Origin of the sequence: Pseudomonas sp. BNK-30, from assembly GCF_047456185.1 — a bacterium.
Taxonomy (GTDB): domain Bacteria; phylum Pseudomonadota; class Gammaproteobacteria; order Pseudomonadales; family Pseudomonadaceae; genus Aquipseudomonas; species Aquipseudomonas putida_E.
In genome coordinates, this window is sequence record NZ_CP179904.1 from 1946197 (window position 1) to 1959162 (window position 12966).

Annotated in this window: 14 protein-coding genes; 7 read left to right on the forward strand and 7 right to left on the reverse strand. The window is 61.2% G+C overall.

Features of this window, described 5'->3' with window-relative positions; all coding sequences use genetic code 11:
- The first annotated feature begins 68 nt into the window (after nt 1–68).
- Complete coding sequence (locus tag ACMGGN_RS09075; RefSeq protein WP_414156685.1) at nt 69–1817, forward strand: BCCT family transporter; 1749 nt, start codon at nt 69–71, stop codon at nt 1815–1817.
- 23 nt (nt 1818–1840) lie between these two features.
- Here the strand turns inward: ACMGGN_RS09075 and ACMGGN_RS09080 are convergent, their stop codons facing one another.
- From ACMGGN_RS09080 to ACMGGN_RS09090, 3 genes are all read right to left on the reverse strand, one after another.
- The gene (locus tag ACMGGN_RS09080) at nt 1841–2791 is read right to left on the reverse strand and encodes an ornithine cyclodeaminase family protein (protein WP_414156686.1); all 951 of its coding nucleotides are present in this window, start codon (nt 2789–2791) and stop codon (nt 1841–1843) included.
- A complete protein-coding gene (locus ACMGGN_RS09085) occupies nt 2788–3780 on the reverse strand; it encodes a threonine/serine dehydratase (RefSeq protein ID WP_223255109.1) in 993 nt (330 codons plus the stop codon). Before ACMGGN_RS09085 ends, ACMGGN_RS09080 begins: the two co-directional genes overlap by 4 nt.
- A 61-nt stretch (nt 3781–3841) precedes the next feature.
- Nucleotides 3842–4456, reverse strand: a complete 615-nt coding sequence (locus ACMGGN_RS09090) for a transcriptional regulator (protein WP_046786185.1) — start codon at nt 4454–4456, stop codon at nt 3842–3844.
- Between the two features lie 279 nt (nt 4457–4735).
- Between ACMGGN_RS09090 and ACMGGN_RS09095 the strand changes: the two genes are divergently transcribed.
- Nucleotides 4736–5716, forward strand: coding sequence for a DNA-binding protein (locus ACMGGN_RS09095; RefSeq protein WP_414156687.1), 981 nt, complete (start codon nt 4736–4738; stop codon nt 5714–5716).
- 78 nt (nt 5717–5794) lie between these two features.
- Here ACMGGN_RS09095 and ACMGGN_RS09100 read toward each other — a convergent pair whose 3' ends face one another.
- Entirely contained in the window at nt 5795–6046 is a 252-nt protein-coding gene (locus ACMGGN_RS09100) for a hypothetical protein (RefSeq protein WP_046786187.1), read from the reverse strand.
- A 13-nt stretch (nt 6047–6059) separates the two neighbouring features.
- On the reverse strand, nt 6060–6560 hold the full coding sequence (locus ACMGGN_RS09105) for a DUF4142 domain-containing protein (RefSeq protein ID WP_115274776.1): 501 nt from the start codon (nt 6558–6560) through the stop codon (nt 6060–6062).
- Nucleotides 6561–6743: 183 nt separating this feature from the next.
- Between ACMGGN_RS09105 and ACMGGN_RS09110 the strand changes: the two genes are divergently transcribed.
- Genes ACMGGN_RS09110 through ACMGGN_RS09120 form a run of 3 tightly spaced genes read left to right on the forward strand, consistent with a single transcriptional unit; the run spans nt 6744 to nt 9388 of the window.
- Entirely contained in the window at nt 6744–6986 is a 243-nt protein-coding gene (locus ACMGGN_RS09110; RefSeq protein WP_115274777.1) for a hypothetical protein, read from the forward strand.
- Nucleotides 6983–7777 carry an exodeoxyribonuclease III gene (gene xth / locus ACMGGN_RS09115; RefSeq protein WP_115274778.1) on the forward strand — a complete coding sequence of 265 codons (795 nt, stop codon included), beginning with the start codon at nt 6983–6985 and terminating at the stop codon, nt 7775–7777. Before ACMGGN_RS09110 ends, xth begins: the two co-directional genes overlap by 4 nt.
- Before the next feature lie 42 nt (nt 7778–7819).
- Entirely contained in the window at nt 7820–9388 is a 1569-nt protein-coding gene (locus ACMGGN_RS09120) for a sensor domain-containing diguanylate cyclase (protein WP_046786191.1), read from the forward strand.
- Nucleotides 9389–9400: 12 nt separating this feature from the next.
- Here ACMGGN_RS09120 and ACMGGN_RS09125 read toward each other — a convergent pair whose 3' ends face one another.
- Entirely contained in the window at nt 9401–10114 is a 714-nt protein-coding gene (locus ACMGGN_RS09125; protein ID WP_119687037.1) for an MgtC/SapB family protein, read from the reverse strand.
- Nucleotides 10115–10520: 406 nt separating this feature from the next.
- Between ACMGGN_RS09125 and ACMGGN_RS09130 the strand changes: the two genes are divergently transcribed.
- Nucleotides 10521–10988 (forward strand): sterol desaturase family protein, encoded by a 468-nt coding sequence (locus ACMGGN_RS09130; RefSeq protein WP_119687036.1) that lies wholly within the window; start codon nt 10521–10523, stop codon nt 10986–10988.
- 5 nt (nt 10989–10993) lie between these two features.
- Here ACMGGN_RS09130 and ACMGGN_RS09135 read toward each other — a convergent pair whose 3' ends face one another.
- Nucleotides 10994–11881 (reverse strand): bile acid:sodium symporter family protein, encoded by an 888-nt coding sequence (locus ACMGGN_RS09135; RefSeq protein ID WP_046786194.1) that lies wholly within the window; start codon nt 11879–11881, stop codon nt 10994–10996.
- 192 nt (nt 11882–12073) lie between these two features.
- Here ACMGGN_RS09135 and ACMGGN_RS09140 point away from each other — a divergent pair, with 192 nt between their 5' ends.
- Nucleotides 12074–12955, forward strand: coding sequence for a Dyp-type peroxidase (locus ACMGGN_RS09140; RefSeq protein ID WP_281869917.1), 882 nt, complete (start codon nt 12074–12076; stop codon nt 12953–12955).
- Nucleotides 12956–12966 lie beyond the last annotated feature (11 nt).

Here is a 12966-nt window from a genome sequence, read left to right on the forward strand (position 1 = left end):
TATTGCGCAGGCATCGCTAGCAATTACAACAACAAAAGCCTGCAGCAAAAACTGAAAAGGGCCCATCGATGGCAACGCAAGAGAACGTTGAAACACCGCCGCTCGGCGTCACCGACCCGTCCAAGACTGCTGAGGCCAGGCAGGACCGCCACCTTGAAGGCAAGCTCGACTGGGCGGTGTTCGGCGTCACCAGCCTGCTGGCGATCGCCTTCATCACCTGGGGTGTTGTCAACCAAGCCAGCCTCGCCGCGAGCGCTACCTCTGCGCAATCCTGGGTCATCGTCAACTTCGGCTGGTTTTTCGTCCTGACCTCTACCGTGTTCGTCATCTTCGTGCTGTGGCTGGCTGCCAGCCGCTACGGCAGAATCCCGCTGGGGCGCGACGGCGAAGCACCGGAATTTCGCACGGTCTCCTGGGTTGCCATGATGTTCAGCGCGGGCATGGGCATCGGCCTGATGTTCTTCGGCGTCGCCGAACCGCTGTCGCACTACGTTTCACCACCGCCCGGCACTGCCGCTGGCCAATCTGACGAGGCACTGCAGGTGGCGATGGCGACCACGCTGTTCCACTGGTCGCTGCACCCTTGGGCGATGTACGCCATCGTCGGCCTGGCAATCGCTTATGGCACGTTCCGCCGTGGCCGCTCGCAGTTGATTTCCACCGCGTTCCGGCCCTTGATCGGCAAGCATGCCAACGGCCCTGTCGGGCGGGTGATCGACATGATGGCCATCTTCGCCACCCTGTTCGGTTCAGCGGCTTCGCTGGGGCTCGGCGCCCTGCAGATTGCGGGTGGGCTGGAATACAACGGCTGGATCGATCACCCGGGCAAGCTGTTCTACATCGCCATCATCACCTTGCTGACCATTGCCTTCGTCGCTTCGGCCGTGTCCGGCATCGGCAAAGGTATTCAGTGGCTGTCCAATACCAACATGGTGCTGGCGTTGGCACTGGCGCTGTTCGTCTTCCTGGTAGGGCCGACGCTGTTGATGCTCAACCTGTTGCCAACATCGATCGGGGTCTACATCAAGTTACTGCCCGAGATGATGGCGCGTACCAGCGCCAGTGGCGGTGATGCGATGGACAGCTGGCTGGCCGGCTGGACCGTGTTCTACTGGGCCTGGTGGATTTCCTGGACGCCCTTTGTCGGCATGTTCATCGCCCGTATCAGCCGCGGGCGCAGCATCCGCCAGTTCGTCAGCGGTGTGTTGCTGGTGCCAGGCCTGGTCAGCCTGGTGTGGTTCAGCGTTCTCGGCGGCGCCGGCATCGATGCACTGCGCGAAGGCAGCTTCGCTCTCATCGACGGTGCAGTGAACAGCAACCATGCCCTGTATCAGTTGCTCGACAGCTACCCCTGGGCTTGGGCCACTTCGGTGCTGGTCATGATCCTGGTGGCAATTTTCTTCGTCTCTGGGGCCGATGCAGCATCGCTGGTGATGGGTACCTTGTCCGAGCACGGCACCACGCAACCGTCCCGTGCGACAGTGATTTTCTGGGGGGCACTGACCGGCACCGTCGCGGCCATCATGCTCGCGCTGGGTGACCCAGGTAACCCCGGGGAGGCGCTTACAGGCCTGCAGAACCTGACCATCGTCGTGGCCTTGCCGTTTGTGGTGATCATGGTGCTGCTGTGCCTGGCGCTGTACCGTGACCTGCGCAAGGACCCTATGATGCTACGCCACCTGCGCGGCAGCGAGCTGATCGAAAAGGCGGTGCTGTATGGCGCAGTCAAGCACGGCGAGGAGTTCTACATCGTGGTGCAAGAGAAGAAATCCTCGCTCAAGCCGGCCTCCAGGAAGGCCCAGGTGACGGAGCCATGATTGACCGGGATCGGCTACGTACGTCAACCCGCGGTGAGGGACGCCAACACGCAGCTTGAGATCTGCGCGTCCTGCACGGCGACCCCGGTCAGGTCGGCCAGCGTGATCTGTTCGTCATGCTCACGGCCGGTGGCGCGGCCCTCAAGCAGGGCACCAAGCTCGGCCAGTTGCTGCTCCTTGATCAGGCCGGCCTTCAGCGCATGGGAGACTTCGCCGTACTGGCTGCACTGGTAGAGGGAGTCGACGATGATAAGGTCGGCCCGTGCAACCAGCGCGGGGTCGAGCTCCTGCTTGCCCGGCGCATCGGCGCCAACGGCGGTGATATGGGTGCCAGGTTGCAGCCATTCACGCTGCAACAGCGGCTCACGTGAAGGTGTTGCGCAGACGATCAGGTTGGCGGCGCGTGCAACCTCTTCGGCGTTACGCGTTACCCGCGCCTCATAACCCAGGCCGTTGGCGAAGGCTTTGTAGGCAGCCAGTTCAGCATCACCGCGCCCCCACACCACCACGCTGCGGCAGGGGGTGACTGCACCCAGTTGCTCCAGCTGCATGCGCGCCTGGGTGCCGGTGCCCAGAATACCAATCGCTTTCACGGTGGCAGGGGCCAGCAGGCGGGCGGCGATGCGCCCGGCCAGCGCAGTGCGGATGCAGGTCAGCCAGCCCTCATCCTGCAACAAGGCAAGGGGTTGCCCGGTACTGGCCGAGGCCACCAGCATCAAGCCATCGTTGCTTGGCAGCCCCTTTGATGGATTGTCGTAAAAGCCGGTCGACAGCTTCACCGTGAACGTGGCGCTACCCTCGACATGCGCTGACTTGATACAGCAGTCACCGTTGGCCTGGGGGAAAGCGAATGCCTGTACCGGTGGCACCTGGACCTTGCCTTGGGAGAACGCGATGAAACCTTGCTCCAGGCATTGCACTGCCAGCTCCATATCGAGCCGGGCGGTGATCTGTTGCTTGCTGAACACTTTCATTGAACAGCCTCGAGGAATTTATCGAGCACGATGTTGCGACCGCAAATGACGACCGCGACGCGCTTGCCGCGGTATGCCTTGGCCATCTTCTGCATGCCGGCCACCGCCACACCGGCAGCACCCTCGATGATCCAGCGCTCATGGTTGGCGACATCGCGCATCGCCGCCTTTATCTCTTCTTCGCTGACCAGCACGGTGCGCGACAGCAGCGTCTGGCAAAGGGGGAAGGTGATGCAGCCTGGCTCGACCCCACCGGCTGTACCGTCGGAGATCGTGTCTTGCTCTTGCATGTCGATGATTTCCCCGGCTTCGAGCGAGCGCTGCAGGGTAGGGGCATTCGCCGGCCAGCAGCCAATGATTTCGATGCCCGGGTTGAGAGCCCGCAGTGCCGCGCCGATACCCGAAACCATGCCGCCGCCGCCGACCGCCACGAACACTGCGTCCAGGTCCGGTGCCTGTTCAAAGAGCTCCATCCCGATGGTGCCTTGGCCGGCGATCACTTCAAGGTCGTTGTAAGGCGATACAAAAGGCTTGCCTTGGAGGGCAGCCTGACGCGCCGCTTCCAGTTCCACACCCAAAGGGTCCAGGTCGAGGCTTACCACTTCGGCGCCGAGCGCGCGAATTGCACCCAGCTTGTAGGCAGACGCCGAAGTGGTGGTGTAAACGGTGACTGGCACTCCCATCACCTTGCCAGCAAGCGCAAGCGCTTGCCCATGGTTGCCGGAGGAGGCCGTGATGACGCCCAGTTTGCGCTGCTCGGCTGGCAGCAGGCGAAGCTTGTTACTGGCACCGCGGAATTTGAACGAACCTGTGTGTTGCAGGTGCTCGCATTTCAGATACACGCTGCATTCGGTCATTGCCGAAAGCCCGACGCTGAAATTGAGCGGGGTGACATTCACCTCAGGGCGCAGTGCCTGGTGTGCATCAGCGATAGCTTGGTAGAGGGAAGACAGGTTCGTGGCATCGGCAGGCATCGTGGCAGTGTCCATTCGTGGATTTGCGTTCCACAATAGACTCAATATCCATAAGCGACAAGCGCTGACCATTCATTCAGGCGGGGTGGTCCCTCAGTTCCTTGAGGTACTTGTAAACAGTCGCTCGGCCCATGCTCAGCACATTGGCGACATAGTCCGCCCCGCTGCGCCCCTCGAATGCCCCTTCGGTATGCAGCGCCTCCACCAGCGCGCGCTTTTCTTTCATCTTCAACGTACGCAGTGACAAATTGCGCTCCTTGAGCCAGGCGTGCAGGAAGGTATTGATGCGTTCCTGCCAGTCATCCTTGAACAGCGCATCGGGCTGCGGCACCAGGCGGCTTATCTGGAAAAACGCATCCAGCGCCTCGCGTGCCTGTTCCAGTACCGAGAAATTCAGGTTGATGCAAAGCAGGTGTTCGGCTTCACCGTTCTGGTTGTAAAGCACCGTGGTAATGGAGCGGATCTTTTGGCCGTTCCAGTTGAGCTTTTCGTAAGGGCCGAGCTTGGCGGCGTTGCGAAAATCGCCCAGCTCCAGGTCCAGTGCCGAGTCATCGCCAATCTTGCGTTTGGAAAAATTATTGGCGATGTGCACGACCGTCTGACTTTGTACCTCGTGGACGATCACTTCGGCGTGGGGGAAGAGCAGCAGCGCGATGCTGTCGGCGATTGCCTTGTAGTTTTCGATGTTCATCTTGAGCCGGGCGTGGGTACTTGATTTGGCAGATAGCCGTTTTATCCATGGTGGACTCAAGCGCTATCCAACTTCAAGGCACCTTCAGGAATCACTTTTCAGCACCTTTCGTACTGCCAGTTCAGCGCCAGCCCACTTAAAACCCGCTTCGCACTCCCTCTCATGCGATAAGCCGTGATTATTACGCCTTAGAAATACCTTGAGTCAGCGTCTTAAAAAAGACAAAATTCATACGTAAATACATGGTACGTACCATGACACGAAATAGTAGGAGCAATCATGGCCCGGGGCGGCATAAACAAGGCGGTAGTGCAGCAGGCAAGGCAAGTGCTGATAGCCCGGGGCGAGTACCCCAGCATCGATGCTGTACGTATCGAGCTGGGCAATACGGGCTCGAAAACCACCATTCATCGTTACCTGAAAGAGCTGGAAGGCCAAAAGCCTGCGGCGCTTCAAGGCGCGCCGGCACTGAGCGATACACTGGCCAAGCTGGTCGCGCAGCTGGCAGAGCAGCTTCAGGAAGAGGCCGAGGCGCGTATCGAGCAAATTGAAGCGACCTTCAAAGAGCAACAGGAGCAGCTCCAGAGCCAGCTGCAATTGGCTCAGCAGGCGTTGGCCGCAGCGCATCAGCAACAGCAGATCCAGGCCGCAGCGCTGGCCGCCGAGTCGGAGCGGCTCAGTGCCACCCAGAGCACGCTGCAAGCCGAGCAATTGCGTGGCGCCAGCCTGAACCAGTCGCTGGGTGAACTGCAGCTGCGTTTGGCCGACAAGGACGAACAGGTGCGCTCGCTGGAAGAAAAACATCAGCATGCAAGGGATGCTCTGGAGCATTACCGAAGCGCCAGCCGCGAGCAGCGCGAGCAGGACCTGCGTCGCCATGAGGCACAGGTGCAACAGTTGCAGCTCGAACTGCGCCAGCTTCAACAAGGCATGATCGTCAAGCAGGATGAACTGACGCGCCTGCATCGGGACAACGAACGATTGCTTGGCGAGCACCGCCAGGCGAGCAGCGAGCGCAAGGCGCTGGACGAATTGCTGGAGCAGCGTGATACGCAGATCCAGGGCTTGCGCACGATCCTGGCGCAAGCGCAGGGGGCCAGTGACGAAATGCGCAGGCAATTGCAGGCGCAGGGCCAAAGCCTGGAAGACAAACGTGCGCTTTGTGCAGAGCAGGGCAGGCAATTGCAGTTTCTGGAAGAGGAACTGCTCAGGCGCGATGAAGCGCTGAAGGTGCTTCGGGAGGGTCAAACCACACGCTAAAAGAAGCGTTGCGGGTTTCGGCAAGCCGGCTCCCGCAACGCACGCTCAAAGGATCGAAAGATGGGGCGCTAGAGTTGGTTAGCCTTCCACCCGCTTGGCAGCCTCGACACCCGCAGCAGAAAGCTTGATCGGATAGCTGACGCTGAACTGCTGGTTACTGTCGACCGTTACGCTGCCATCGTGGATCAGGCCATGTTCCTGCAGCGTCTTGAGTGCATCGGCAACGGCATTTTCACCGCGGTAATTGTCCAGCACTTCCTTGCCCAAGCCCTGTGGGTGGGCGTGCAGCAGACGCGTCAGTATTTCGCTACGCAAAGTATCGTTAGTCATGTGTGTCCTCCGATCACTTGCCATGCTTGGCCTGGAGCGCTTTGGCCTGCTCCAGGTGCTTCTCGAGCGTTGGCAGGGTTTCACTGGCGAAAGCCTTCAGTTCCGGCTTGTCAGACGATGCGGCTTCCTTCTTGAACAGCTCCACGGTTTTTTCGTGGGCATCGACCTGGTTGTTGACATAGGACTTGTCGAACGACTCCTCGCGCCATTCGAGGATCATTTTCTTGACCTTGTCGGTCAGCGCCGCTTCATCGGGCACGCTGATGTCCAGCTTGCGGGCGATGTCGCCGAGTTGCTGGTTGGCTTTGGTGTGATCGGTGACCATATGCTGGGCGAAGGTCTTGATGTCGGCGTTCTGGCTCTTTTCCAGGGCCAGATTGCCGGTGACCACCTCGGCGATACCAGCCTCTGTGGCTGCATCGACGAAGTCATCGGAGGAAGCCGCCAGTGCCTGCAGCGATGCCATGCCCAGCACCAGCGACAGACCTGCGCGTTTTATGAACAGATTGCTCATGTTTCACTCCTTGCTATCGGTGGCGCGACCTCAGTGTCGCGTACGGTTGAGCCTGGGGCGTGGGTATAGGTTTAATTTTTTTCAGGCCTTTTTGTCAGGCAAGGTGGCCACCGCGACCCCAAGGTTGAACGATGCGCAGCAGTTGCGCTCACACATTCAAAGGTTGCCGCGAAGGAGCAGGGCATGAGCATCGAACGCAGCATTCCCGAACTTGAGGCCTGGTACGCGCAATATGACGATGGCAGCTACCGCCGCGAGTCCCCGGATGCCTATCATCACGAACTGCTGCGCACCGCCCAAGCGCTGCGCGATGACGGGGCCATCGACTGGGATGACTGGCTGGCCCTCAAGGCTCTGGCAGACGAGGCCCATGTGGGGGCGCTGCAGGAGGCGGTACAAAGCCATGTGGATGACCCTGGCACATGAAGCCATTGCGCATCGCCACGTTCAACATCAACGGCATCGGCAGCCGGCTGCCGGCGCTGCTCGCCTGGCTGGAGCGGGAAAAGCCCGATGTCGCCTGCCTTCAGGAGCTCAAGGCAGCCGACACGAAGTTTCCCCGTGAGGCCATCGAAGCGGCAGGCTATGGCTGCCTGTACATGGGGCAGCCCTCGTGGAACGGGGTGGCCATCCTGGCGCGCGGCTGCCAGCCGCTGGAAGTCCGGCGCGGCCTGCCAGGCATGGAAGGTGACAGCCAGAGCCGCTATCTGGAAGCCGCGGTACAAGGCGTGCTGGTAGGTTGCCTGTACCTGCCTAATGGCAACCCGCAACCGGGGCCGAAATTCGAGTACAAACTGCGCTGGTTCGAATGCCTGGTAGCGCATGCGCGCGACTTGCTGGGCCGTGGCCATCCTACTGTGCTGGCCGGTGATTTCAATGTCGTGCCGACTGACTTCGACATCTACAACCCCAAATCCTGGCTCAAGGATGCTTTGCTTCAACCCGAGTCCCGCAACTGCTACCAGGCCTTGCTCGAGCAGGGCTGGACCGATGCCATTCGCCAGCTGTATCCCGATGAGCGCATCTACACCTTTTGGGACTACTTCCGTAATCACTGGGCACGCAATGCCGGATTGCGTATCGACCACCTGTTGCTCAGCCCGGACATCGCTTCGCACCTCAAGGCCGGCGGCGTAGACGCGTGGGTGCGCAACGAGCCCAAGCCCAGCGACCATGCACCGGCATGGATCGAACTGGGTACGCGAAAGCAGCAGTGATCTATAGTGACAGGCGGCAAACGCTTGAGGGCAAGGACTTCCATGGGTGCGGCCGGTAAGCACGACGAAGACGGGCTATTCACCGTAACCGGTGAAGGGCGCGCCGTGGCGCTGTTTCGCCTGGTGCTGTCGTTCATGGCGGTTGTGCTGCTGACCTTCGTGTCTATCGAAGGGTGGCGGATCTGGCGCGACTACAGGCAAGCTTTCACCAATGCCGAAAACATGGTCAGCAACCTGGCCAGGGCTACGGCGCAGCACGCCGAAGATGCCATTCGCCAAGTGGACGCGATTACCGCTGTGCTGGCGGAGCGCCTTGAAGGCGATGGTTTCGATCATCTCGATCGCACACGCTTGCACGCCCTGTTGGCACAACAGAAAACGATCATGCCGCAACTGCACGGTTTGTTCGTGTACGGGCCCGATGGCAGCTGGATCGTCACCGACCAGGCTTCCATCCCGGCAAAGGCCAACAATGCCGACCGTGACTACTTCGCTTACCACCAGGCCCACACTGACCGTGAGGTGCGTATCGGTTCGGTGGTACGCAGCCGCTCCACCGGTGACCTGATCATTCCAATCTCGCGCAGGCTGGAGAATCGCGATGGCAGCTTTGCCGGGGTGTTGCTTGGCACCATCAAGGTGGACTGGTTCGTGCGCTATTACGGTGATTTCAAGATCGACGAGCGAGGCGCCCTGGTGCTGGCCAAGCGAGACGGCACCATCCTGGTACGCCGGCCGTTCGTGGAACACGTAGTCGGCCACAGCCTGGCAAACAGCGAAGTCTTCCGACATCACCTGCCTCATGCGAGCGAAGGGCTGGTTGAAGCGGTGGCGGTCGTTGATGGTACGCCCCGCCTGTACGCCTATCGCGCCCTGGCGCGATATCCATTGGTGGTAGAGGCGGGCTTGTCGCGTGAGTCGATCATTGCGCCCTGGCGGCACGATGTCATCAAGTCAGCCGCGATCCTGCTGCTTTTGCTGGTTGGATTGAGTGGCTTCGGCTGGGTGGTATTGCGCCAGTTGCGTGAGCGGATCGCTATCGAAAGGGCGTTGCACCAGGCCCACCAGACCCTCAGGTCGCTGGCCCTGACCGACAGCCTGACCGGGCTGGGCAACCGCCGCAGGCTGGATGCGGTGCTGGATGCGGAAATCCGCCGGGCCCGGCGACTGGGGCATGCGGTGGCGCTGGTGATGGTCGATCTTGATTTCTTCAAGCTGTACAACGACCGCTATGGCCACCCTGCGGGAGATCAATGCTTGCGCCGCTTTGCCGAATTGCTGCAGCAGGTGTTGAAGCGCCCGGCGGATCTGGCGGTGCGGTACGGTGGCGAGGAGTTCACGGTTTTACTTCCTGACACTGACGTACAGGGCGCCGAACAAGTGGTCGCAGAAATTCTGCAACTGTTGCGCCGCCTGATGATCGAGCATGCCGGCAGCCCGCTAGGCCGTGTATCTGCCAGTGCCGGGATTGCTGTGGGGCATCCGGCAGTGGACGCAAGCAGCCCCGAAAGCCTGATGTCTGCGGCTGACGGGGCGTTGTACCAGGCCAAGCGCCAAGGACGCGATGGCTATGCCGTTGCCGGTGGCATGGCGATGAGTGCCGGTAACTAAGCCAGGACGCGCTCAATCGGTGGCCATGACTTGTGCCTGTAGCTGCCAGCGTACCGAACTGACGCCTTTTTCCAGGCTTACCCGGCTGACCAGGCGCTCCAGTTGTGCCGGTGCCTGTGGGTTACCGAGCAACTCTGCACGTACTTCCAGGCGCGCGGGGTTGGGTAAATCTTCGCTGTGCAGCGACTGCAGGCGCAGTTCCGGATCGCCCAGGCTGTGCAGCATCAGGCTGCGTACCTGAATTTCATCTTCGGCACGGCAAACCACGCGCACCTCGAAGCGTTGTTCGGCCTCGCTGGCCGGCACCACGCCCTGGCGGTCCAGGCGTTGGGCGATGTCGCGCAGCAGTATGTTGGCACACAGCACCACCAGGCTACCCAGGGTGGCCTCCAGCAGCAGGCCGAGGCTGCACAGCACCCCGACAGCCGCCGTGCACCACAGTGTGGCTGCAGTGTTCAGGCCGCGCACCGTGAAACCGTCGCGCATGATCACACCGCCCCCCAGAAAGCCGATCCCCGAGACCACATAGGCGGCAACCCTTGAGGCATCAGTGGGGGCCATGCCCGGTACCGCCTGGGTCATCAGCACGAACAGGCAGGCGCCAGTGCTGACCAGCGCATTGGTGCGCAGCCCGGTCATGCGTTGGCGAAGCTGGCGCTCGGCACCGATCAGGGCGCCAAGCAGCAAGGCGATGCTGACACGCAGCAGAAATACTTTCCAATCCATAGCGAACCTCTTGCGCGGGCACATGCCCGCTCTGACGCCATCGAAAATGGCGCGGCTTAAAAACCAGAAATGCGCAGGACCACAAGAGGAGGAACGAGGAGGGCTCAAGCCGCAGGGGCTGAGAAATCCACCGTCTGGCCAATAGCGAGACAGTGGCAGGAAGCTGCCGGACTAGCTCGCCGTGTGGGCCTGTCGCAAGCGACTGGGGCTACTGTCCAATGCAGGACTCCTGTTCAGGGATGCGAAATTGCGGGTGGACCATACGCCGCAGCTTGTACAGGGTCAAGGGCGAAAACATGACAATGGCTTCATAAGGAAATGCCCTACAGCAAGTCACGGCCGCATGGCAAAAAACACCGGTACTCGTTACCCTTGCGCCACTCTTTGTCATCCCTCGGACCGTTACATGCTGCTCAATTTTGTTGTGCTGATCGGCACTCTGGTGGCCATGGAAGGTGTCGGCACGCTGGCACACAAGTACATCATGCATGGCTGGGGCTGGTGGCTGCACCGTTCGCACCATGAGCCTCAGCTGGGCATGCTGGAAACCAACGACCTCTATCTGCTGGCCCTGGGCATCATTGCTGCGGTACTGGTGGCCCTGGGCAAGGCCGGGCACGCACCGTTGCAGTGGGTGGGCGGCGGTGTGGCGAGTTACGGAATATTGTACGTGCTGGCCCACGACGGGTTTTTCCATCGGCATTGGCCGCGCAAGCCGCGGCCGATCAACCGCTACCTCAAGCACCTGCATCGTGCCCATCGCCTGCACCATGCGGTCAAGGGGCGCACGGGCAGCGTGTCGTTCGGCTTTTTCTACGCACCTCCCCTCAAGGTGCTCAAACGCCAGTTACAGGCCCGGCGCAATCGCCGCTGAAGGCGTCAATTCACAGTTTCGCCCTGCACTGTGCCATGGCCACGGCTGACCCACCAGCCAAACCCCGCCGCCGTGAAAAACATGATCAGACTATAGAGCGCCGCTGGCACCGCCATGGTGGCGTTGTTCAGCAGCGATGGGCTCAAGGCGACGGCGATCGCCAGTGTGCCATTGTGGATACCGATCTCCATGCCGATGGCAATGGCCTGGCGCTTGGGAATGCTCAACAGGCGCGGCACCCAGTAGCCGACGGCCAGGCTGATCACGTTGAACAGAAGTGCGGCCAGGCCAACCACGGGGGCGTACGCAACCACGGTCTGCCAATCCTTGGCCAGGGCCAGCACAATGGTGAATGCCAGAAACAGCGCCGCCACCAGTTTCATGGGCTTTTCCATGCGTGAGGCAAAGCCTGGCGCCCAGCGGCGGATCATCATGCCCAGGGCAACCGGCAGCAGGACGATGGCGAACACCTGCATGACCTTGGCAAATTGCAGCGGGATGGCCTGGTCTGACGCCATGAACCACATCAGCGACAGGTTGACCAGCAACGGCATGGTCAGGATGGCGATCAGGGAGTTGACCGCGGTGAGGGTAATATTCAAGGCCACGTCACCATGGGCCAGGTGGCTGAACAGGTTGGCGGTGGTGCCGCCCGGGGACGCGGCCAGCAGCATCAGGCCGACCGCCAGGGCCGCTTCCAGCCCAAGACCGTTGGCGATCAGGAAACACACCAGCGGCAGTAGAAGAATCTGGCAGGCCAGGCCGATGACCACCGGCTTTGGGTACTTCACCACGCGAGCGAAGTCGGCCAATGTGAGCGACAAACCCAGGCCAAGCATGATGATGCCCAGGGCCAAAGGCAGGAAGGCGGTAAGCAAGGGCGAGGCGGTCATGGCGGCTACTCGGGCAAGGGATCAAGCCAGTCTAGGCTCGGCCTGAACGATCGCTAATTGCAATGAGCCACCACTTGGTAACCTTTTGTTACGGCAGCGCCACGATGCCAGCTGGCAAAGTGACTGCATCGCGCGTTGCGACGGGCCGCTGCGCGCAGTAGCATTCGCGCTTTTACCGAGGATTCGCCTGTCATGCCGTTCCAGCAAGGTCTGCTTGCCACCCCGGTGCCGGCCCAAGCCCGCCACCTGTTCTTCACGCTACAATCGCCCGAGGCACTGCCAGCAGCCCTGGATGCGCTGCTGCCCCATGTGGATGGCCAGCGCCTGATCGTGGGTGTAGGCGCGCCTCTGGCAAAGGCCTTGGGCCGTGAAGTGCCTGGCCTGCGCGCATTCCCTCAGTTGGATGCAGCGGTGGAAAATCCGAGCACCCAGCATGCCTTGTGGCTGTGGCTGCGTGGCAACGAGCGTGGTGACCTGCTGCTGCAGGCCCAGGCGTTGGAGCAGGCCTTGGCACCGGCACTGCGCCTGGCCGACAGCATCGACGGCTTCCTGCACCGTGGCGGCCATGACCTGACTGGTTACGAGGACGGTACTGAAAACCCGGTTGATCAGGATGCCGTCGACGCGGCCATTGTCGCGGGCGAGCAGCCGGGCCTGGCAGGCTCCAGTTTTGCTGCTTTCCAGCTGTGGAAGCATGACCTGGAGTACTTCAAGTCGCTGCCCCAGACGGACCAGGACAACATCATTGGCCGGCGGCTGAGCGATAACGAGGAGCTCGACGATGCGCCGGAGTCGGCACACGTCAAGCGCACTGCCCAGGAAAGCTTCGCACCCGAGGCATTCATGGTTCGTCGCTCGGTGTCCTGGGCCGACCACCGTGGCGCAGGCCTGGCGTTTGTCGCTTTGGGCCGAAGCTTCGATGCCTTCGAAGTGCAACTGCGGCGTATGAGCGGGCTGGAAGACGGCATTATCGATGGCCTGTACCGCTTCAGCCGGCCGCTGACGGGTGGTTACTACTGGTGCCCACCGATGACCGACGTCGGCCTGGACCTGAGCCTTCTGCTGAAGGCCTGAACACTAAACAT